The 22932-nt window shown below is 69.1% G+C and carries 12 protein-coding genes; 2 read left to right on the top strand and 10 right to left on the bottom strand.

Annotated features, from left to right (window positions below):
- Positions 1-99 precede the first annotated feature (99 nt).
- Complete coding sequence (locus tag PIGHUM_RS14250; protein WP_124080232.1) at positions 100-450, top strand: hypothetical protein; 351 nt, start codon at positions 100-102, stop codon at positions 448-450.
- 85 nt (positions 451-535) lie between these two features.
- Here the strand turns inward: PIGHUM_RS14250 and PIGHUM_RS14245 are convergent, their stop codons facing one another.
- The 9 genes from PIGHUM_RS14245 to glgA form a co-directional block, all read right to left on the bottom strand.
- Positions 536-1834 (bottom strand): solute carrier family 23 protein, encoded by a 1299-nt coding sequence (locus PIGHUM_RS14245; RefSeq protein ID WP_124080231.1) that lies wholly within the window; start codon positions 1832-1834, stop codon positions 536-538.
- Positions 1835-1959: 125 nt separating this feature from the next.
- Positions 1960-4665, bottom strand: coding sequence for a malto-oligosyltrehalose synthase (treY, locus tag PIGHUM_RS14240; protein ID WP_124080230.1), 2706 nt, complete (start codon positions 4663-4665; stop codon positions 1960-1962).
- A complete protein-coding gene (malQ, locus tag PIGHUM_RS14235) occupies positions 4655-6766 on the bottom strand; it encodes a 4-alpha-glucanotransferase (RefSeq protein ID WP_124080229.1) in 2112 nt (703 codons plus the stop codon). Before malQ ends, treY begins: the two co-directional genes overlap by 11 nt.
- Entirely contained in the window at positions 6763-8598 is a 1836-nt protein-coding gene (gene treZ, locus PIGHUM_RS14230) for a malto-oligosyltrehalose trehalohydrolase (protein ID WP_124080228.1), read from the bottom strand. Before treZ ends, malQ begins: the two co-directional genes overlap by 4 nt.
- Positions 8595-10679, bottom strand: a complete 2085-nt coding sequence (gene glgX / locus PIGHUM_RS14225) for a glycogen debranching protein GlgX (RefSeq protein WP_124080227.1) — start codon at positions 10677-10679, stop codon at positions 8595-8597. Before glgX ends, treZ begins: the two co-directional genes overlap by 4 nt.
- Positions 10680-10685: 6 nt before the next feature.
- A complete protein-coding gene (glgB, locus tag PIGHUM_RS14220) occupies positions 10686-12887 on the bottom strand; it encodes a 1,4-alpha-glucan branching protein GlgB (RefSeq protein ID WP_124080226.1) in 2202 nt (733 codons plus the stop codon).
- Positions 12868-16239, bottom strand: a complete 3372-nt coding sequence (treS, locus tag PIGHUM_RS14215; RefSeq protein WP_187697792.1) for a maltose alpha-D-glucosyltransferase — start codon at positions 16237-16239, stop codon at positions 12868-12870. Before treS ends, glgB begins: the two co-directional genes overlap by 20 nt.
- Positions 16240-16255: 16 nt before the next feature.
- Positions 16256-19390 carry an alpha-1,4-glucan--maltose-1-phosphate maltosyltransferase gene (locus PIGHUM_RS14210; protein WP_246013191.1) on the bottom strand — a complete coding sequence of 1045 codons (3135 nt, stop codon included), beginning with the start codon at positions 19388-19390 and terminating at the stop codon, positions 16256-16258.
- The gene (gene glgA, locus PIGHUM_RS14205) at positions 19390-20916 is read right to left on the bottom strand and encodes a glycogen synthase GlgA (RefSeq protein WP_160142269.1); all 1527 of its coding nucleotides are present in this window, start codon (positions 20914-20916) and stop codon (positions 19390-19392) included. Before glgA ends, PIGHUM_RS14210 begins: the two co-directional genes overlap by 1 nt.
- Before the next feature lie 335 nt (positions 20917-21251).
- Between glgA and PIGHUM_RS14200 the strand changes: the two genes are divergently transcribed.
- Positions 21252-21641: an ankyrin repeat domain-containing protein gene (locus tag PIGHUM_RS14200; protein ID WP_124080223.1), complete on the top strand. Its 390-nt coding sequence runs from the start codon at positions 21252-21254 to the stop codon at positions 21639-21641.
- Between the two features lie 15 nt (positions 21642-21656).
- Here PIGHUM_RS14200 and PIGHUM_RS14195 read toward each other — a convergent pair whose 3' ends face one another.
- On the bottom strand, positions 21657-22850 hold the full coding sequence (locus PIGHUM_RS14195; RefSeq protein ID WP_124080222.1) for an MFS transporter: 1194 nt from the start codon (positions 22848-22850) through the stop codon (positions 21657-21659).
- Positions 22851-22932: the final 82 nt, after the last annotated feature.

Raw genomic sequence — 22932 nt, 5'->3', positions numbered from 1 at the left:
GGATTACCAACCGTAGATATTCCATGCAAAGCCTCACAGCGCCCCCCTGGCCGGGCCGCTACAGTGGATACTCGAAGCAAACGCATCAAGGAGTACGCGATGAAGAAGCTCGTTCTAGCCCTGGGCCTGGCAGGCTGCTGCACGTCGGCCTTCGCCCAGCCCCAGTCCGCCCCTACCCGGGAAGAAGCCACGCAGGCCCTCCAAAACGCGATGCAGCGCGAGATCCAGACGATGAACGACAGACAGGGATTCGACGGCCCGGCCGCCACCGGCGTCGCCAAATCGCTGCAGGTCAGGTCGCTGGACAACTGCCAGGCCACCGGCGGGCAGGGCGTGGTGTGCGACGTGACGACCAGCGCCGACGTACGCGGCAGCCGCCGCGAAGGCGTGAACCGCTATGAGTTCTACCAGCAGGCGGGGCGCTGGGAGGCCAGGCTGCCGGCCTCCTAGGCGCAGCCGACGAGACCGCCACGGCGAAACGGCAGGGCTTGCGCCCTGCCGTTTCTTCGTCATGGGCGGCTCGCGGCCCGGTTCGTCATGCGCCGCGGCGGGCTCCGCCGAGCAGCGCGTTCAGCAGAATCGCGCCAAAAGTGGCGGTGCCGATGCCGCCCAGCGAGAAACCGCCGAAATGCAGCGTGAAATCGCCCGCGCCCAGCACCAGCGTGACCGCCGCCACGATGAGATTGCGGTTGTTCGAGAAATCGACTTTGTTCTCGACCCAGATGCGGGCGCCGGCCACCGCGATCAGCCCGAATACGACGATGGAGACGCCCCCCAGCACCGGCCCCGGAATGGTCAGGATGACCGCGCCGAACTTGGGCGAAAAGCCCAGCAGGACGGCGATGGCGGCGGCGATCACGAATACCAGCGTGGAATAGATGCGGGTGACGGCCATCACGCCGATATTCTCGGCATAGGTGGTCAACCCCGTGCCGCCAACGCTGCCCGACACCACCGTGGCCAGGCCATCGCCGATAAAGGCGCGGCCGACGTAGCGGTCGAGGTTGTAGCCGGTCATCGCGCTCACCGCCTTGAGGTGGCCGAGGTTCTCCGCCACCAGAATGACGGCCACCGGCGCGATCAGCATCATTGCGTCGAGCCGGAACTCGGGCGTGGTGAAATGCGGCATTCCCAGCCAGGCGGCCTGGGCGACCGGCGTGAAATCGATGGGCTTGCCCAGGCCCATGCCATTGGTCAGCACGACGTACAACACGTAGGCCAGCAGCAGTCCGACCAGAATCAGGAGACGCTGCATCATGCCGCGCGTGAACACCGCCACGCCGCCCACGCACAGTACCGTGGCCAGCGCGACCCAGCCGTCGAAAGCCTGGGCCGACACGCCCTTGACCGCGATGGGCGCGAGGTTCAGCCCGATCACCGCCACCACCGCGCCGGTAACCACGGGCGGCATCAGGCGCTCGATCCAGCCCGTGCCCGAGGCCTGGACGACGAGGCCGATCAAGGTGTACACCACGCCGCAGGCGATGATGCCGCCGAGCGCCACGCCGATGTTGGCGTTCAGCCCGCTGCCGCCGTAGCCCGTCACGGCGATCACCAGCCCGATGAAGGCGAAGCTCGACCCCAGGTAGCTGGGCACCCGCCCGCCGACCACCGCGAAGAACAGCAGCGTGCCGATGCCCGACATGAAGATCGCCAGGTTGGGATCGAAGCCCATCAGCAGCGGCGCGAGCACGGTGGAGCCGAACATCGCGACCACGTGCTGCACGCCCATCGCCAGCATCTGCGGCCAGGGCAGGCGTTCGTCCGGCGCGATCACGCGCCCCTCTATGCTGCCCGACTGTTCGCGCCAGGATGGAAAATAGGAACCCGCCATGGAACACCCCCTCGCATCGTTTGCGTTGCCGATTTTTGATGGACCCCCCATCAAGCAGCGCAAGTGTAGAGGTTCCGGCATCGCGCCGGAACAAAGCGGGGAAAAATGGTTCTCGCGCCGCGCCCTCAGGAGTACAGCAGGGCCACGGGGAACTGCGCCAAGGCATCTCCCACGGCCAGCGCGCCGCCTTCGATGCGGCAATCGGAGCCTCCTAGCGCATGGCGCAGGACGCGCTCGGAAGTCAGCCCGGCCACGGAGACAGCCGTATCGCCCCAGGCTTGAGCGGGGACGTGGGGCACGGGCGAGGCAGCCGCGGCCAGCACGAGATCGGCCGCGCAATGCGGCATGACCACGACCGCCAGCCGCTGCCGGTAGCGGCGCGCGAACGCCAGCACCGAGCCGGCCGCATCGCCCTGAACGACCAGCGGCAGGTAGTCGCCGCGCCGGAAGAGGTCCGGCTCCCGGCGGCGCAGCTCCAGCGTCCGCCGGACCAGGGCCTGTTTGATACCGCCGTCCCGCCAGCGCGCGACCAGCGCGGCGGGATCGGCGTGCGCCGCGTCCTCGAGCATCGCGCGGCGCAGTGCGTAGTCCACCGGCCTACGGTTGTCGGGGTCCACCAGGCTGAAATCCCACAGTTCCGTGCCCTGGTACAGATCCGGCACGCCCGGGACGGTCATCCTGAGCAGCGTCTGGGCCAGGCCGTTGAGCGCGCCGGCCGCGCCGGCCCGCGCGGCCAGCGACGCCAGCTCGAGCAGGGTGCGGCCGTTGCGGCGCGGATCCAGCACCGCGCGCAGAAAGCCATGGCAGGCCTGCTCGTACTCGTCGGCCGGCAGAACCCAGCTCGACCTGAGCTTGGCCTCGCGCAGCGACTTGGTCTGCCACTCCGCGACGCGGTCCCCCAGGGCGCGCAGGCCCTCCGCGTCCTCCACCTGCAAGTCCAGCGGCCAGGCGCCGAACAGCATCTGGTAGAGCATGTATTCGTCCGCGGCCGCGGGCCTGGGTCCCTCCCGGGATCGGTAGATGTCGTGGCGGCGCATCCATCCGGCCACCAGGCGCAGCCACTCCGGACTCAGTTCGCTGAGCACCGCCAGGCGCGCGCGCAGGTCCTCGCCGCGCTTGTGATCGTGCGTGGCGGTGGCGAGCATGGCGTCGGGCGTGTGCGCCGCGCGGGCCAGCACCTTGCGGTGAAAGCCCTCGGCATCGAGCGCGAACACGCCGGGATCGGAGCCGACTTCGTTGCGCGACAGCAGTCTGCCGTAGCGGTAAAAACCGGTGTCTTCCACGGATTTGGCCGCGAGCGGCGCGGTCACTTGCTGGAAACGGCGGATCGCTTCGTGCCGCCAGGCCCGCAAGGCTGGCGCGATGGCCGGATCGGGCGCCCGGCCCAGCCAATCCACCAGCAAGTCCAGCAGTCCATGTTCGGCGCGCCGCAATGCGCGGCGCGCGCCGCGCGCGGCGATTCCCATGGCGATGCCGTCGGCCGCCGGCGGCGCCTCGCCCGCGGCATAGGTGCGATACACCGGAAAATGCACCAAAAGCTCGGTCAGCACCCGGCGGATGGCGGGGGGCGCCCAGTCCCGCGTGGCCAGGTCCGCGCCGGCAATGCGATGCAGCACGCGCACCAGCGCTTCGCACTCCCCGGCGAAATTCTGCGCCGCCAGTTTGCGCCGCACCTCCAGCACCAGCGCGCGGAAATCGCGCGTCTCTCCCGAAACGGCCTGCCATTGCGCTGTCAACGGAATCTCGCCGTCCGGCGCATGCAGCAGCGCGCCGGCATCGTTCATGAAGTCGTAGCCGGTCGTGCCGTGCACGCGCCAGCCCGCGGGCAAGGGCTCGTCGTCGGCAAGGATTTTCTCGACCACGATGTAGGGGACGTCCTGCGGGCATTCGGACGGCCGCTGCGCATTGAGTTCGCCGAGATTTTCGCGCAGGTAGCGGCAATAGCCGGCCGGGTCGGCCAGGCCATCGATATGATCCACGCGCACGCCGTCGATCAGGCCCTCGGCGTACAGGCGGAAGATCAGCGCGTGCGTGGCCTGGCGCACCTCCTCGCGCTCCACCCGCACGCCGACCAGGTCGCTCACCTCGAAAAAACGGCGCCAGTTGATGGCCTCGGCCGCGGTGCGCCACCACGCCAGCCGGTAGTGCTGGCGCTCGAGCAGAGCATGCAGGCGCGCCCTGCCCGCCTCGGTCGAGGCGTCGTAGGCGCCGGGCGGCTGGGCGGCGATCTCGTCCCGGCACTCGGGCGCGACCGGAAAACGCGCGCCGCAGTAGGCGACAAACCAATCGTCCCCGCGTTCCTCGCGCTGCAGCGACAACTCGCCAGCCGCCAGGACCTGTCCGTACGGTTCGCCCAGAAAGGGAGCGAGCAGCTTGCCGCGCAGCGCCGGTTCCTCCGGCTCCCAATCGATGTCGAAATATTCGGCGTACGGGCTGTCCCGGCCTTCTCGCAGCACGCTCCACCACCAGGCATTGTGGCTGCTCGCGCCCATGTGGTTGGGCACGATGTCCACCACCAGCCCCATGCCCAGGGCGCGCAGGCGCGCCGCCAGCTGGCGCAGGCCGGGCTCGCCGCCCAGTTCCGGATTGACGGCGCGATAGTCAACGGTGTCGTAGCCGTGCTCGGACCCGGGGCGCGCGCAGGTCACGGGGGAAAGGTAGACGTGGCTGATGCCCAGCGCATGGAAGTAGTCGGCTTGCGCGGCGGCATCGTCGAATGTGAAACCGGCATGCAGCTGCAGCCGCACCGTGGCGCGCGGCACGCCGGAGGCCGGCGCGGCGTTTCCGGCATGGGCGGCCGGCGCGGCGCGGCGCTTGGACTTAGCGCTCATGGATTCCCCTGGTGTGCGCCAGCACGTCCGCGCGCTCGGCCACGTGGGCGTCGTCGAAGCAGGCCCCGACACTGCCCGGCATGCGCCGGCGCCAGTTCGGATGCGTATCAACCGTGCCGGGCAGGTTGGGCTGTTCCTGCTGTCCTTGCATGTCTTCCAGCGGCACGAGCAGCAGGGGCGCGGGCGTCCGGGCCAGAAAACCCAGCACCGACGCCACGGGCGCCTGTTCCGGCTCGGGTTCGTCCGCCGGCGCGACGCCGGCTTGCCCGAGGTCGTGCCACAGCCGGGCGCGGTCGAGCGCGCGCTCGGCCTGCTCCGCCGCGCGGCTGCTGCCTTCGGCAAGCAGGCCCAGCCGTTCGCGCCAGGCGATGTCCCGCCCTTCCCACCAGCCCGCCACGGTGGGCAGGTCGTGCGTGGTGGTCGTGGCCAGCGCCTGGGCGGACCAGTCGCGCGGCGCCCGGAACGGCGCGCCCGGCCAGTTGCCCTCGCGCGTGAACCAGAGCACGTCTATGCCCAGCATGCCGGCCTGCGCGATCCGGTCGTTGAAGCCCTCGGGCACGGTGCCCAGGTTCTCGCCGATGACGATGGTGCGATAGCGCCAGGACTCCAGCGCGATCAGCCTCATCATGTCGGTGAACGGATAGCGGACATACGCGCCTTCGGACGGCGCGGCGCCGTGCGGCACCAGCCACATCCGCGCCAGCCCCAGCGCATGGTCGATGCGCACGCCGCCGGCATGGGCCAGGCTGGCGCGCAGCATTTCGATGAAGGCGCGATAGCCCTGGGCGCGCAGCGCGTGCGGCGAAAACGCGGTCAGCCCCCAGGCCTGGCCCTTGGGATTGTAGATATCGGGCGGAGCGCCCGGCGAGAGACTGGCGAGCACCTCCTGCTGCCGGGTCCACGCGTGGCTGCCGGCCGGATCGGTGCCGACCGCCAGATCGGCGATCAGGCCGATGGGCATGCCGGCGGCGCGGGCGGCGGACTGGGCGCCGGCCAGCCCGCGCGCGGCCAGCCATTGCAGGAAGATGTGAAAGCCCACTTCGCGGGCATGCTGCTGCGCGAACCGTTCGACCTCGGGGCCGTCCGGCGTGCGCAGCGAGACCGGCCAATGCTGCCAGCCGGATTGCTCGCCGGTGAGCGCCACCCGCCAGGCATGGACGGCCTCGTAGCGCGCGTGCGCCTGCAGCGCCGCGCCTCCGGCCCGGACGAAGGCATCGTGGTCCTGCACCTCGGCAGCGCCGGCATTGCCGGGAAACCCGTCGTACAAGGCGCGCAGCACCGCGAGCTTGGCGCGTCCCGCGCGCGGCCAGTCGATCAGGTCCAGGGATTCCAGCTCCGCCAGCTCGGCGGCCAGGCCGCCGGCCGCGACCGCCGCGAGCGCCTGCGCACCGAACACGTCGGAGGGATCCACGTGCAGCACGTTCAGGAACAGGCGGCTGGACGGCGCATAGGGACTATAGCGGCGGGGATCGGCGGAGAACATCGCGTGCACCGGACTGACCGCCACGGCGGCGGCGCCCCGGGCGGCGGCCGACTCGGCGAGATGCCGCAAAGCGGTAAAATCGCCGAACCCGGCGCTGCCCGCCTCGACCGCGTGCAGCGGATCGCGCCGCAGGCTGTAGAGCTGCACCCCCAGCCCCCAGGCACGCGCGTGCTCGCGGTGCAGCGCGTCCCCGACCGAGAAGCAGCGCGTAGGCGCGACCGCGAGGGTGCAGGCCGCGTCGCCCAGCAGCAAGGTGTGATAGCCGGGGCGGTCGACGGCCGGCAGGACGACCTGCCCCGGGCTGCAGCGCCGGGCGATGCCGTCCAGGTGGCCGCCGTCCTCGTACAGCACGCGGCAGGCCACCTGGACGGCATCGCCCGCGCACGGCACGGTCGCCGGTTCGCCCTGCTGCGCGGTGTACAAAGGCGCCGCCGCGCCCTGCTCCCTGAGCATTCCCTCCATGCAGCCGGGCACATCGGCATCGATGCAAAGCTCGGCCAGGATGGTCCGCAGCACATCGGGCCCGACCACTTGCTCCCGACCCATGGCGTCGCGCCAGTGGACGCAGATGCCGGCCGATTCGGCCAGTTTCGCCAGATCGTGGTCGGACAGGCTCATGATGCCCCCTCCTCTATCCAGGCCAGCGTGCAAACCGCCGCCAGGCTGCCCTGCTCCAACTCTCCCGCCGCGCCGGCGCGGCTCTCGAACAACAGGCCGGCCGCGTCGGCCGGCGTCGGAGCCGGCACCGCGGCATCGCCGAAATTCGCATACAGGGCCAGCAGCCTGCCGTCGCCCAAACTCCAGCGCGCCCAGACCGCCTGCTCGCCCAGGGCCTGGGCGCCGATCGCCCGCGCGGCGTCCAGGCTGGGCACGAGCGCGTCGCGCCGGCAACGCAGCAGTGTGCCGTAGTAATCCGGCCAGTCCTGCGCAGCGCCGCGGTCGAGCAGTCCGTGCCGCGAGGCTTCGAAAGTGGCAGCCTCGTTGGGATCGGGAATGGCGGCGCGCGCAGCCTCGTCGGCGAATTCGGCAAAGCCGGCGAATTCGCGCCGCCGCCCTTCCCGGACTGCCTGTGCCAGTTCCGGTCCATGGCTGGTGAAATACAGGAACGGCGCTTCCACGCCGTATTCCTCGCCCATGAAGATCAGCGGGATCTGCGGCGCGAGCAGCACCAAGGCCACCGCCGCGCGCAAGACCTCGGTGCGCCCCTGCGCGCGCAACAGGGCCAGCAGGCGCTCGCCGCGCGCGCGGTTGCCGATCTGGTCGTGGTTCTGCAGGAACAATACGAAACTGGTCGGCGGCAGGTGCGCCGAGGGCCGGCCGCGCGGCACGCCGCCGCGGTGCGCCGAGCACTCGCCCTGGTAGGCAAAGCCCTGGGCCAGGCAGCGCGCCAGCAGCGCCGCCGGCTGTTCGTCGTAGTCGCCGTAGTAGCCTTGATTCTCGCCCGTCAGCAGGCGGTGCAGCACGTGGTGGCCGTCGTCGTTCCACTGCGCGTCGAACTCGTGCTCCAGCAGGACGACCGCATTGTCGTCGTGTTCGAGCACGAGGTGCACGTGGCGCTGCCGGTCGGTCGCCTGGCGCAGCACGTGCGCCATCTCCTCCAGCCAGTCCTGCTCGGCGATGGCGTGCGCCGCATCGAAGCGCAGTCCGTCGAAGCGGTAGTCGCGCAGCCAGTACGCCGCATTGCCGGTGAAGAAGTCGCGCACCTGCGCACGCCGGAAATCGATCGCCGGCCCCCAAGGCGTGTGCATGTCTTCGCGGAAAAAGGCCGGCGCGTACGCATGCAGGTAGTTGCCGTCGGGGCCGAAATGGTTGTAGACCACGTCGAGGAATACCATCAGCCCCAGTCCGTGGGCCTCGTCGACCAGCGCCTTGAGTTGTTCCGGCGTCCCGTAGGCGCGGTCGGGCGCATAGGGCAGCACGCCGTCGTAGCCCCAGTTGCGCGCGCCGGGAAAATCGGCAACCGGCATCAACTCCACGGCGGTGATTCCCAGCTTGGCCAGCCGCGGCAATTGCGCGCGCACGCCGTCGAAGCCGCCGAACGCGCCCACGTGCAATTCGTAGATGACCGCTTCGCTCCAGGGCCGGCCGCGCCAGCGCGTTTGGCGCCAGCGGTAGGCTGCCGGATCCACCACCACGCTGGCATCGTGCACGTCGCCATCCTGCATGCGCGAGGCCGGATCCGGCACGGACTGGCCGCTGCCCAGGCCATAGCGGTAACGGGTGCCGGCGCCGCAATCGACCTGCACCTCGAACCAGCCGTCGGGCCCCGCCTGCATGGGAACCCGGCGCGCGCCGGGGCGGTCCGGCTCGATCTCGACGGCGACGCTGTCCTGCGCCGGCGCCCATAGCCGGAACCGCGTTCGGCCAGGGGCGAGCAGGCAGGCGCCGAACCGGTCGGGAATGGATGCGGCGGCCCCGCGCAGCGCAAGGCGCGTGGTTGTTTCGCTCATAAGGCCAACCTTCTGCCCAGCAGCACCGTACTGCGCGGCGATAGTTCGATGGACGTCCCCGGCAGGTCGACCTCGGGCGCCCAGGGGCGCGCGCTGTCGGCCAGCAGCCGCCAGTTTCCGCGCGCGGGCGGCAGCGTGAAAGCCACGGCATGCGCATCGCCATTGATCGCCAGCAAGGTGAGATCGATCCGGGCATCCTGCGCGGCCGCGCGCCACAACACCAGCGCACGCCGCTCGGGATCGTTCCAGGCCGGCGCGTGCATGGGCTCGCCGCGTTCGTCGAACCAGGCGATCTCGGGAATGCCGTCGGCCACGCAGCGGCCGTCCTGCAGGAAACGCTCGCTGCGCAGGGAAGCATGCTCCTGGCGCAGCGCCGTCAACCTGGCGACGAAGGCGGTCATGCGCCGGCCTTCTTCCGATTCCGCCATGCTCCAGTGGAGCCAGGACACCTCGTTGTCCTGGCAATAGGCATTGTTGTTGCCGCCCTGGGTCCGGCCGAACTCGTCGCCGCCCAGCATCATGGGCGTGCCATGGGAACAGAACAGCGTCATCAGCATCGCGCGCGCCACCGCCGCGCGCGTCGCGGCGATGCCCGGATCGCCGGTCGGGCCCTCCACGCCCCAGTTGCTGCTGTGGTTGTCGTCCTGGCCGTCGCGGTTGCCCTCGCCATTGGCCTCGTTGTGCTTGCGCGCATAGCCGACCAGGTCGGTCAAGGTGAAGCCATCGTGCGCGGTCACGTAGTTGACCGAGGCCCAGGTGCGGCGATGCCGGCGATTGAACAGGTCGCCCGAGCCCGCCAGCCGTGTCGCCAGCTCCGGCCGCACGCCCGCGTCGCCGCGCCAGAACCGGCGCACCGTGTCGCGATAGCGGTCGTTCCATTCGGCGAACCCCGGCGGATGATGGCCGACGTGATAGCCCTCGGGGCCGATGTCCCAGGGTTCGGAAATCAGCTTCAGGCGCGACAGCAGCGGGTCTTGCAGCAAGGCGTCGAAAAAGCCCGCGCCGGGATCGAAGCCCCCCGCCTCGCGTCCGAGCGTGACGCCCAGGTCGAAGCGGAAACCGTCCACACGGAAATCCTCGGCCCAGTAGCGCAGCGAATCCATCACCATCTGCAGCACCCGCGGATGCGTCAGATCCATCGTGTTGCCGCAGCCGGTGTTATTGACGTAGTGGCGCTCGTCGCCCGGCACGAGCCGGTAGTAGCTGGCATTGTCCAGGCCGCGCCACGATAGCGTGGGTCCGGTATGGTCGCCCTCGCATGTGTGGTTGTAGACCACGTCCAGGATGATCTCGATGCCTGCCGCATGCAGGCTGCGCACCGCCGCGCGGATCTCGTCCAGGCTGTCGCGCGACAGGTAGCCGGGCTCGGGCGCGAAATACGACAGGCTGCTGTAGCCCCAATAGTTCTTCAGCCCGCGTTCGACCAGGAAGCGGTCGTTGATGTGCGCGTTGACGGGCAGCAGTTCCAGCGACGTCACGCCCAGCGACAGCAGATGGTCGATCAGCCTGGGGTCGGCCAGCGCCTGGAACGTGCCGCGTTCGATAGGCCGCGTGTCATCCCTCAGCATGGACAGGCCGCGCACGTGCGCCTCATAGAGGATGGTCTGGCCCCATGGCCACTCGGGACGCTGGTCGCCGTGCCAGAGAAAGGCATCGTCCACCACGACGCACTTGGGCATGGCGGCGGCGCTGTCGTGGCGGTCCATGCCCCGGTCGTCGCGCCGGTAGCCGTGCAGCGCATCGGTCCAGCGCAGGTTGCCCACGAGCTTGCGCGCATACGGATCGAGCAGCAGCTTGTGGGGATTGAAGCGGTGGCCGTGCTGCGGCTCATAGGGGCCATAGGCGCGCAGGCCGTAGACCTGGCCCGGGCCGGCGGCCGGGAGGTAGCCGTGCCAGATCTCGTCGGTGCATTCGGGCAGCGGCATCCGGCGCAGTTCCTTTCGGCCGGATTCGTCGAACAGGCACAGGTCGATGCGGCTCGCGTGGGCGGAGAACACCGCGAAATTCACCCCCATGCCGTCGCAATGCGCCCCCAGCGGGAACGGGCGGCCAGGCAGCAGGCGGTCGGGTATGGCGCCCATGCCTGCTTACTCCCGGGCTTCGAGCAGCAAAGTCGCCAGCGGCGGCAAAGTCAGCGACAGCGCGTGCGGCAGGCCGTGGGCGGGCTCGTCCACGGCCTGCACCGCGCCGCCGTTGCCCATGCCCGAACCGCCGTAGTCGGCGGCATCGGTGTTGAGCCGTTCGCGCCAGAGGCCGCCGCGCGGCACCCCCACCTTATAGCCGGCGAGCGGCGTGGGCGTCATGTTGCAGACGGCGAGCACCCAGTGTTCGCCGTCGGTGCGCAGGTAGGCGAACACGCTGTTGCTCTCGTCGTCGCCCACCACCCAGCGGAAGCCGGATGGCTCGGCGTCGCGCCGATGCAGCGCCGGCAGCGCCGCGTAAGCGTGGTTCAGATCGCGCACCACGCGCTGCACGCCGGCATGCAGCGGATCGGCCAGCAGTTCCCAGTCCAGCTGCCGGTCGTGGTTCCATTCGCGTTCCTGCGCGAATTCCCCGCCCATGAACAGCAGCTTGCTGCCCGGGTGGGTCCACATGAAGCCGAAATAGGCGCGCAGGTTGGCGAAGCGCTGCCAGCGGTCGCCCGGCATCTTGCCGATCAGCGAGCCCTTGCCGTGCACCACTTCGTCGTGCGAAAGCGGCAGCATGAAACGTTCAGTGTAGGCATACACCATGCCGAAGGTCAGGTCGTGGTAATGGTAGCGTCGGAACAGCGGATCGCGCTGCATATAGCGCAATGTGTCGTGCATCCACCCCATGTTCCACTTGCGGTGAAAGCCCAGCCCGCCCTCGGCCACCGGCGCGGTGACTCCAGGCCAGGCGGTGGACTCCTCGGCGATCATCAGCGCGCCGGGAACCCCTCGGCGGACCTGCTCGTTCAACTCGCGCAGGAAATCGATCGCCTCCAGGTTCTCGCGTCCGCCGAGATGGTTGGGCACCCACTCCCCCGGCTTCCTGCTGTAGTCCCGGTAGAGCATGGACGCCACCGCATCCACTCGCAGGCCGTCGATGTGAAAGCGCTCGAGCCAGGCCAGGCCGCTGGCGCGCACGAAGTTGCGCACCTCGTTGCGGCCCAGGTTGTAGATGTAGGTATTCCAGTCCTGGTGAAATCCTTCACGCGGATCCTGGTATTCGTAGAGGGCGGTGCCGTCGAAGCGGGCCAGACCGTGCGGGTCGGTGGGAAAGTGCGCCGGCACCCAATCCAGGATCACGCCCAGGCCGGCGCCGTGGCAGCGATCGACGAAGGCCGCGAAATCGCGGGGCGAGCCGTAGCGCGCGGTGGGCGCGAACAGGCCCAGGGGCTGATAGCCCCACGATCCGCCGAAGGGATGCTCCATGATGGGCAGCAGTTCGAGATGGGTGAAGCCCATCCCGCGGGCATAGGGAATCAGGCGGTCGCCCAGCTCCTCCCAGGTTCCTGCCCGGCCCGCTTCGCCATGCAGCCAGGAGCCGACATGGACCTCGTAGACCGACAGCGGCGCATCGGGCGCATGGCGCGCCGCGCGCCCGGCCATCCATGCGCCGTCGGTCCAGGCGAACGGCTGGGGATCGGCGACGACCGAAGCGGTCGCCGGCGCCAGTTCGGCCTGGCGCGCGCAAGGGTCGGCTTTCTGCGGCAGCAGGCTGCCGTCCGCGCCGATCAATTCGAACTTGTACGCCTGGCCGGGGCGCACGCCCGGCACGAACAATTCCCACACGCCGGCCGCGTAGCGCAGCCGCATGGGATGGCGCCGGCCATCCCATGCATTGAAATCGCCGACCACCGACACGCGCCGGGCATTGGGTGCCCACACTGCGAAACGCACGCCTTCGACGCCGTCCATGCGGACGCAGTGCGCGCCCAGGCATGCGTCGATCTGCTCGTGCGTGCCGCGCGCGATCGCGTCGAGATCCGCATCGCTCAGGATCAGGCCGAAGGCATAGGGATCGGCAGTTTCCTGAAGCGCGGACGGCCATTGGATGCGCAGGCGGTAGTCCGTGGCCGAGACCATGAACGAGGATGCCGCGCCAGCCTGGAACAGGCCGTCATGCACATGCGCCAGCGGCAGCTCCGCGCCCGCCTCGGACACGGCCTGCACGGAAGCGGCGCCCGGCAGGAAGGCGGCGATGCGCCATCCGCCGTCCGCGCGGCGGTGCGGTCCGAGTACGGCGAAGGGATCGGCATGGCGGCCGGCCGCGAGCAGTTCGATATCCGCGGGCGCAACCGGCTCGTCAGGGCTGAGGTCCGTCAATCTCTTCCTTCCTTTGCATGTCCGGGTCGAGCCGGGCGGCCAACGCCGCCAGGCCGCGCAGCGGCACGCCTATCCAGGCCGGGCGGTTGGCGGCCTCGTAAGCCACTTCGTAGGCCGCCTTCTCGATCAGGAACAGCAGGAGCAGCGTCTCTACGTCCGCGGGACTCGCCCAGGGCACGGGCGCCGCGTCCGCGACCTCCTGGTAGGCCTCCAGGAAGGCGCGGCTCGCCTCTTTCCTGAAGCGCTCCAGCAGCAGGCTGCGGCGCTGCGCGAGCGCTTCCCCGGCGGGACCAGCCAGCGGCAGCGTGCCCGCATCGGGCACGGCGGCATCGGGCGCTCGCTGCGCCACCGCGGCGGCATAGTCGAACGAGCGCAGCAGCCCGGCCACGTCGCGCAGCGGATTGCTCTTGCGCCGGCGCTCTTCCATGGTGCGGGCGGGCTCGCCCTCGAAATCGATGATGAAGACGTCGTTCTGCACCACCAGCACCTGGCCCAGATGGAAATCGCCATGGACCCGCGTCAGCCAAGCGCCGTCCAGGCGGGCGCCCAGTTGCCGGAGCGCCGCATCCAGGTGCTCGCGGTGCGCCAGCAGCAAGCCGGCCTCGGGCGCAAGCTCTCCCCAGTCCTGCCGGGCGGCGAGGATGGCCATGGCGCGGTCCAGGCTCTGTCGGGCATCGTCCGCCCACTGCGCGACGTCCGCCGGGCCGGCCGCCACCGGCGCAAAGGCCGGATCCTCGCTGGGCTGAGCCAGCGTCGCGTGCAACTCGCCCAGGCGCCGGCCCATGGCCGATGCCAGCGCCGCATAGCCGCGCAATTCCTGCCGGTATTCCTCGTCGCTTTCGTCGACCAGCGCGGCATCGTCCAGCGTGCGCCGCAGATAATCCAGCGTCCAGTTCCATGCATCGCCCTGGTTGCCGACGTACTGCTGCACCAGCATCAGCGTGTGGGGCGTACCCTCCTCGTCCACCCGCACCACTTCGCCCAGCAGCGCAGCGGCATTGCGATAGCCCATCCGCGTCAGGTAGCGAGTCATCTCGCCTTCCGGATGGACGCCGGCGGTCACCCGCCGCACGATCTTCAGGACGGCCTGGTTGCCGATGACCAGCGAACTGTTCGACTGCTCGGCGGAGAGCCAATCGATGGCGCTCGGGTCGACGGTCACGTCGGCCAGTCCCGCCTCGGGCAGGAAGCGGATGCGCGCCGTGCCGCCATCGTCGCCTGCGCTGCGCGATTCCAGCTCCACGCCCTGCCGCAGGCTGTCCATCACCGCGACCGCAAAGCCGGGCAGGCTGAACGCATCGGTGACCATGCCCACCTGGGCGCCGCGCCGCACGCGCGCCAGCGCCAATTGCTGCTGCAGCAGCGGCAGCGTCTCTTCCCAGATCAGGCCCAGCGGCACGACGTAGCGCTCGCGCCGGTCGCCCAGGTCGGCTTCCACTTCCGCCAGATAGAGTTCCTCCTGCGCGGGCAGGCGCACGCCATAGGCCACGCGGCCGGCGCCGATGCGCTCGTTCTTGGAGGCGAACCAGCGGCGCAGGGACAGATACTCGGGCAACACTGCGTGCTCCAGCGTCCGGCGCGACTCCATCGTCAGCTCGTAGCCGGTCTTGCCGCGCAGCACCAGGGTGCGGAATTCGTGCAGCTGGTCGGCGGTGGCCAGGTGCCAGCTCGGCGGCGCGGCGCTGGCGCTCAGCTCGAACCAATAGAAGCCGTAGGGCGGCAGGGTCAACAGGTAGGTCAGACGCCCGATGGCCGGAAACGAGGTGCCCCCCATCAGCTCGACCGGCACGCGGCCCTCGAATTCGGCCAGGTCGAGCTCGACCGCCTGGGGCGTATGCGAGAGATTGGCCACACACAGGATGGCGACGCTTTCGTGCTCGCGCAGATAGGCGAGGATCTTGCGGTTGCCCGGGTGGAGAAAACGCAGCGCTCCACGCCCGAACACACGGTACTGGCGCCGCTTGGCGAGCATGCGGCGCGTCCAGTTCAGCAGCGAGTGGGCATCGCCCGCCTGCGCTTCGACGTTGACGGCCTCGTAGCCGTACAGCGTCCCCATCAACGGCGGCAGCACCAGTCTTTCGGGGTCGGCGCGCGAGAACCCGCCGTTGCGGTCCGGCGACCATTGCATCGGCGTGCGCACGCCATCACGGTCCCCCAGGTGGAAGTTGTCGCCCATGCCGATTTCGTCACCGTAATAGATCACCGGCGTGCCGGGCATGGTCAGCAGCAGGCTGTTCATCAGCTCGATGCGCCGACGGTCGTGCTCGAGCAGGGGCGACAGGCGCCGCCTTATGCCCAGGTTGATGCGCGCGCGCCTGTCGGCCGCATAGACTTCCCACAGGTAGTCGCGCTCGCTGCTGGTGACCATTTCCAGCGTCAGTTCGTCGTGGTTGCGCAGGAAGATGGCCCACTGGCAGTCGGCCGGAATGTCCGGCGTCTGCTGCATGATGTCGGTGATGGGAAAGCGGTCTTCCCGCGCGATGGACATGTACATGCGCGGCATCAGCGGGAAGTGGAACGACATGTGGCACTCGTCGCCCTGGCCGAAGTATTCCTGGGCATCCTCGGGCCACTGGTTGGCCTCGGCCAGCAGCATCCTGTCGCTGTAGGAGGTGTTCAGGTCCTCGCGTATGCGCTTGAGTATCTGATGCGTCTCGGGCAGGTTCTCGTTGTTCGTTCCTTCGCGCTCGATCAGGTAGGGCACGGCGTCCAGCCGCAGGCCGTCCACGCCCAGGTCGAGCCAGAAGTGCATGACGCTCAGCACGGCCTTGAGCACGCGCGGATTGTCGTAGTTCAGGTCGGGCTGGTGCGAATAGAAGCGATGCCAGAAATACGCGCCCGCCACCGGATCCCAGGTCCAGTTCGATTTCTCGGTATCGAGGAAGATGATGCGCGTGCCGGCATAGGCCTGGTCGGTATCCGACCATACGTAGAAATTGCGCGCAGCCGAACCGGGCTTGGCATGGCGCGCGCGCTGGAACCACGGGTGCTGGTCGGAGGTGTGGTTGACCACCAGTTCGGTGATCACGCGCATGCCGCGTTCGTGCGCGGCAGCGATGAAGCGCTTGACGTCGGAGAGGTCGCCGTAGTCGGGATGCACGCCGCGATACTCGGCGATGTCGTAGCCGTCGTCGCGGCGCGGCGACGGATAGAAAGGCAGGAGCCAGATGGTGTCCACGCCCAGTTCGGCGATGTAGTCCAGCTTGGCCATCAGGCCGGGGAAGTCGCCCACGCCGTCGTTGTTGGCGTCGAAGAAAGACTTCACATGGAGCTGATAGATCACCGCATCCTTGTACCAGAGCGGATCGCCCCGGTTCACCGCCTTCGCAGAGGTCTCTCGCTTGCCGTTCATGCTTCCTCGCTTGCCATCAGCCCTTCCGGCCGATTCGCCATATCGCATAGGGACCGTGGGGCTCCAGCCATACGTATTGCATCTTGCCGTGCCAGTCGAAGCGGTAGCCGTGCAGCAGGTCTTCGGCATGCAGGCTGCCGTCGTCGGGCAGGCCGAACGTCCACAGCGGCAATTCGACGTGGGCCCCCTGTCCGCCATGGGGATCCAGGCTCACCACCACCAGGACCACGTTGTCGTGCTCGGGCGTCGACCGGGTGTAGGCCAGCACCTGGTCATTATCCGTGTTGAGGAAATCGATGCCTGTATGGATGTGCAACGCCGGATTGTCGCGGCGGATGCCGTTCAGCGCGGCCACCTCGGCCACGATGTTGCCGGGCCGCTGCCAGTCCCAGGCGCGGATCTCGTACTTCTCGGAATCGAGGTATTCCTCCTTGCCCGGCACCGGCGCGGCCTCGCACAGCTCGAAACCGCTGTACACGCCCCACGACCCCGCCATCGTGGCGGCCAGCGCGGCCCGGATCAAGAAGCCCGCGCGCCCCGAGACCTGCAGAAAGCGCGGATTGATGTCCGGCGTGTTGACGAAGAAATTCGGCCGGAACAGGTCCGAGACCGGCGGCCGGGAAATTTCCTCAAGGTACTCGGTCAGTTCCCGCTTGTGTTCGCGCCAGGTGAAATAGGTATAAGACTGCGAGAATCCCAGCTTGGCGAGCCGATACATCATCTTGGGCCGCGTGAAGGCTTCCGACAGGAACACCGCGTCCGGATGGCGCGCATGCACCTGCGCGATCAGCCATTCCCAGAACGGCAGCGGCTTGGTATGGGGATTGTCCACCCGGAAGATGCGCACGCCCTCCCTGGCCCAGAACAGCACCACGTCGAGCAGCGCCAGCCACAGGCCGGGCGCGGCATCGCGGCCGCGCGCGTAGAAGTCGACGTTGACGATGTCTTCGTATTTCTTGGGAGGATTCTCGGCATAGCGCAGCGAGCCGTCGGCGCGCCAGGCGAACCAGTCCGGATGCTCGGCCAGCCAGGGATGGTCGGGCGAACACTGGATGGCGAAATCGAGCGCGATCTCCAGGCCCTGCCGCCCCGCCGCCTCCACCAGCGCACGGAAATCCTCCAGCGTGCCCAGCTCGGGATGGATGGCGTCATGGCCGCCCGCCTCCGAGCCTATCGCGTAGGGACTGCCCGGATCGTCGGGGCCCGCGGCGAGACTATTGTTGCGGCCCTTGCGGTTCTTGCGGCCGATGGGATGGATGGGCGGGAAATACAGCACGTCGAATCCCATCGCGCGCACCGCGGGCAGGCGCGCGATCACGTCCGCGAACGTACCGTGGCGCTGCGCATCGCCGCTCTGCGACCGCGGAAAGAGTTCGTACCAGCTGGAGAACTGCGCTTTGCGGCGCTCCACGCGCACCGGCATCTCGGCCGAGCATGCGCAGAACTCGCGCGGATCCAGCGCGCGCATCAAGACCTCGGCCTCGGGCGAGAACAGCCACGCCAGCAGGCCGGCCGACTGCAACGCCGGCAACTGCGCGAGCGCTTCGCGGGCATCGCCGCGAATCTGCGGATCGGCATGGGTGCCGCCGCCTTCCAGGACGCGGCCCACCCAGGCGCGGACCTCTTCGAGTTCTACCGCCACGTCCTGGCCGGCGCCGCTCTTCTTGCGCAATTCATCGGTAAAGGTGGCGTAGGTATCGCGCCACGCCTGTACCGCGTAATACCCCATGCCCACGCGCTGCGGCCGGCAGACACCTTCCCAGCGGTCATTGCCGGCAGGCGCCATCGGCACGCGGCTCCACGATTCTTCATCGGCCGAGCGCCACAACAAGGAGGCGGCCAGTTTGTCGTGGCCGTCCATGAAGATGTCGGCCTGCACGCGCAAGGCCTCGCCGGGGGTCCGCTTGACCGCGAACCGGCCGCCGTCCAGGACGGGACCCACCGATTCGATCGCCACGCGCGGCGCCGCCAGCGCCGCCGTCAGCGACTTGCGCCGCGGCTGTCCCGAGAGCACCGGACGTCCGGACCCCAGTTCGACGATGGCCACGGCGCCGGCCTCCAGCCTGCCGGGCACGCCGCCGGCCGACGCCCGGGCGCGCGAGGGCTGCGCGGCGGCGTCGGGCAGCCGCGACTGGATCACGGCCCAATCGACCGGCGCCGCCGCCGTCAGGTTGGCGTTGAGCAGCAGCAGGTGGTTGCGCCGGCCGCGCCCCTGCCCGGCCGACCGGAGCAGCGCGGCCACCTCGCCGTAGCCGCCGCTCAGGGGCAGCAACTCGAGCGGACCGGCCGGCTGGCGGGCCAGCCACCGGTTGGCGGCCCGGATCGCTTCGCCCAGATCCAGCGGCTCGAGTCCGGACCGGCCGTCCAGGCCCTGGCGTTCGAAATCCATGGGAACCAGCCAGCCCGCCCCGCATGCCGCCGCGGCCCAGAGCGCGCGCAGGGCCGCCCGGCCCCGTATCGCGGCATCGGGCACCCCGACCCCAGCCGACCCTTGTCCGTATGGGTCGGCGGGAAAAGCCAGAACCGCGCCCGCCTGCTCCAGCGCGCGCCATTCTTCGAGCAGCCAGGCATCCCGGAAATCCCACCAGGCCAGCGACGAAAATACGTAATCGCATCCCAGGCCGCGCAGGGCGCGCACGGTTTCCCGCGAGACCCCGGGCGTCCAGGCCAGCAGGTCCGGCCCCGTATCGCCCTGCCGCAATGCCGACACGCCGGCGCGCAGCCGCTCGAACGGCACTGCCTGCAATCCACGCAGCAGGAAACCGTCGACGCCCTGGCGATGCCAGGCCGCCGCGGATTCCGCCCAGGCTCGCGCGGCGCTGCTTGCCGCCGCCTCGGTTTCCGCCAGGCTCAGGCTGCGCGGATCGAGCACGCGAACGGGATCGGGCGCCGGCGCCTGCCCCTCCAGCATGCAGTCCACGTATAGCCCCAGGCGGCAGCCACGCGCCGCCTCGGCGAGCGCGGGCACCGCCGCGCCGATTTCCGCCAAGGCTGCAGCCTCGACCAATACGTGTCCGAAACCCAGTTGCGAGGCACGCCCGAGCGCGTCCAGCCAAGTCTCCGCCAGTTTTCCATCGGGCCCGAGCACGGGCCCGAGCACGGCGGCGCGTAACTGGTAGATACGGGGAGCTAGCGGGCCGCGTTCCGTCATCAGGCCAGCTTCCTCGCTTCGTGCAGGGTCGTGGGCAGCGTGGGCTCCATCCTGGGCGCGACCATGGGCGCGCCCACCGGCGCCACGGGAGCAAGCGTGCGGTACAGCTCGACGTATTGGGCCGCCGAGGCCTCCCAGCCGAAATGCGTGGTCATGCCGTTCTTCTGCATCGCCGTCCAGCGCTGCGGCTGCGCGAATTCGGCCAGCGCGCGCTCGACCGCGCGGCGCATGGCTTCGGGCGTCTCGCCGTCGAACAGGATGCCGGTCGCCTGTCCCAGGTCCGCCCCGCCTTCTTCGGCCATTCCGCGGATGGTATCGGCCAACCCGCCCACGCGCGAAGCGATCGGGATCGTGCCGTACAGCATGGAATAGATCGGCGTCAGGCCAAAGGGCTCGAAGCGGCTGCCGTGCAGCAGCATGTCGGCGCCGGCATGCAGCAAATGGGCGCGGCGCTCGTCGTAACCGATATGCACGCCCACGTTGCGCGGATACTGCTCGGCCAGCACGCGCAGTTGCGCCTCGATGGCCGGCTCTCCGCATCCCAGCACGGCGATCTGCAGGCGCGGATGGTCCGCCAGCAGCATGGGCAGGACGCGCACGGCGAGGTCGGCCATTTTCTGGGCGGTCAGGCGGCTGCCCATCGCCAGCAGCGGCGACTCGGGATCGGTCGGCAGGCCGAAGGCCTGCTGCATTTCCAGCTTGTTGCGGATCTTCCCGCGCATGTCGAGCGCCGAAAAATGCTCGGGCAGGAACGGGTCGGTTGCGGGATCCCAGACTTCGGTATCGACGCCGTTGGGAATGGCGTGCAGGTCGTGCGCGCGCTGGGACAGCACGCCCTCGAGGCCGTTGCCGAACTGCGGCGTCAGGATCTCGCGCGCATACGTGCTGCTGACTGTGGTGATGCGGTCGGCGTACATCAGGCCGGCCTTCATGAAACTCAGACGGCCCCAGAACTCCACGCCGCCCATGCCCCGGTAGCCTTGTGGAATGTGGAGCGCGTCCGCCAACTCCATCGGGAAGTTGCCCTGGAATGCCAGGTTGTGGATGGTCAGGACCGACTTGGGCCGCCTGGCGCCGGCGGCATGCAGGTACAGCGGCGTCAGCGCAGCGTGCCAGTCCTGGGCGTGCACGACGTGCGGAACGCGGATCGGCGTATCGCCCACCGAGATGCGCATCGCCGCTTGGGCGAGCGCAGCGAAACGCACGCCGTTGTCGTGGAACTCCCGGCCCGCGGCGTCCAGGTAGAGGCTGCCGCCCCGCACGTACATGGCGTCATTGCGCAGCAACAAGACGGGAATCTCGGTATCGGCCACCCAGCCGGCCCATACCGACGCATCGCCTCCTATCAGCCCCGGCAGTTCGGCAACCTTCTTGAGGTCCGAGACGCCGTCCAGCGCGCTTTCATAAGCGGGCATGAACACCGTAGCGTCCACGTTCGCATCGCGCAGGGCGCGCGTCAGCCCGCTCACCGCGTCAGCCAGGCCACCCGTCTTGGCGAGCGGCAGGGCCTCTGAACTTACTAGCATGACTCTGGGCAGCAAGATCGTTCTCCGGCAAAGACCTTCCCTCGCACAATGCGCCGGGCAGGGATCAAAAGGGGTTCCAAAGTGTTCACAGCAGCACTTCCGTCTTCCGCGCCGGCGGGCTCGAGCAGGCCTGCGAGCGGACACGAAAACACATCCTCGCCGAAAAAAATTACCGTGATGGGTAAGATGTACACGTCCGGCGAGTTTTTTTGCGGGCATCGAGGCCCGCGCGGAAGGCAAACGCAATATGCATGCCACGCTGCGCGGCGAGCGAGCGCTCGTCACGGGCCGTAACATCTACCCCGCTTCCCGGGGTTTTCATAGCGAGCGTTGCCATGAATCCGACCGATCCCCACCAGCCCAGCGAGGGCGTGCTCGCCCTGGCCGCCAAGTTGTTCGACCTCGCCCGCCAGGGCAATACCGAGGTGCTGACCGCCTATTTGCAGGCCGGCGCGCCGGCCGATCTGACCAATGAGAAAGGCGACAGCCTGATCATGCTGGCCGCCTATCACGGCCATGTCGATACGGTGCGCGCGCTGCTGGCGCATGGCGCCGATCCCAACCGGGTCAACGACCGCGGCCAGAGTCCGCTTGCGGGTGCGGTATTCAAAGGCAGCAACGATGTGGTGCAGGCGCTGCTCGACGCTGGTGCCAATCCGCAGCTGGGCAGCCCGTCGGCCGTGGAGACCGCCCGCATGTTCGGCCGCTCCGGCCTGATGAATTGAGCTCCGCCGCGCGCCTCAGCCTTGCGCTGGCCGGGGGGTGGCGCGCATCTGCCATAGCAGCGGCAGCAGGGCGATGGCGATGGCCGGGTAGAGCAGCCAGTTGATGGTTTCCCAACCGGCGGCATTGAGCAGCCTGCCCGAAGAAAACGAGGCCAGCGCGACCGAACCGAACACCAGGAAATCGTTGACGGCCTGCACCCGGGTCCGTTCCTCCGGCCGGTAGCAGTCGGTGACCAGCGCGGTGGCGCCGATGAAGCCGAAATTCCAGCCCACGCCGAGGAACACCAGCGATCCCCAGAAGTGCGCCACGCCCAGCCCGGACAAGGCCACCGCGCCGGAAACACCCATCAGCAGCAGGCCGACGATGGTCACGACCTCCTTGCCGTAGCGCGCGATCAGGCGGCCGGTGAAGAAGCTGGGCGCGAACATGGCCAGGACGTGCCACTGGATGCCCAGGGCCGCTTCGCCCACCGTATGTCCGCACGCCACCATGGCGATGGGCGCGGCGGTCATCACGAAGCTCATCATGCCGAACGACACGATCCCGGCTGCAACGGCCACCACGAAGCGCTGCGTCAGCACGATCTCGCGCAGGGGCCGGCCGCCTCCGCGCTCGGCGGCCGGACGCACTGCGCCCCGCATCATGAGCAGCACCGGAATCGCCAGTAGCGCCAGCACGGCCTGGCTGAAGAAACTGCCGGCAAAAGGCACGCCGGCAATGGCGTCGCGCGTCCAGATGACGGTCTGCGGCCCGATGACCGAACCCGCCAGGCCGCCCACCATGACCCAGGAAATCGCGCGGGCGCGGAATTCGGGCGTGGCGCCGTCAGTCGCGCCGAAACGGTAGCTCTGCACGCACGAACCGTACACGCCGGCGATGGCGGTGGCCAGGCAGAACAGCGCGAACAGGCTCCCGGTAATACTGTATGCCGCCAAGCAGCCCGCAACGGCGCCGACCAGCGCACCGACGATGTAGGCCGCGCGCCGCCCCAGGCGGCGCATGAGCATGGCCGCGGGAATGGTGCCCAGCGCCAGGCCGAGGTTGTAGAGGCTGACCGGCAGCGTGGCCAACGCCTTGTCGGTCGCCAGCGCCTGTCCGACCAGGCCGCCGAGGGAAATCACGATGGCCGGATTGGCTCCCCCCAGCGCCTGCGCGCAGCTCAGTACCAGTGCGTTGCGGCGCACGTCGCGCTCGCTCAATGCATCCATCCCTATCCCCGAATTCATGGCGCCCTTATAAGTTTAAGTTATTACGGACGACTGCCCTGGGAGAAAACGGTCTTCTCGGTCG

This window comes from Pigmentiphaga humi (assembly GCF_900606115.1).
GTDB classification, from domain to species: Bacteria; Pseudomonadota; Gammaproteobacteria; order Burkholderiales; family Burkholderiaceae_B; genus Pigmentiphaga; species Pigmentiphaga humi.
This window is presented reverse-complemented; position numbering and strand designations above follow the sequence as displayed.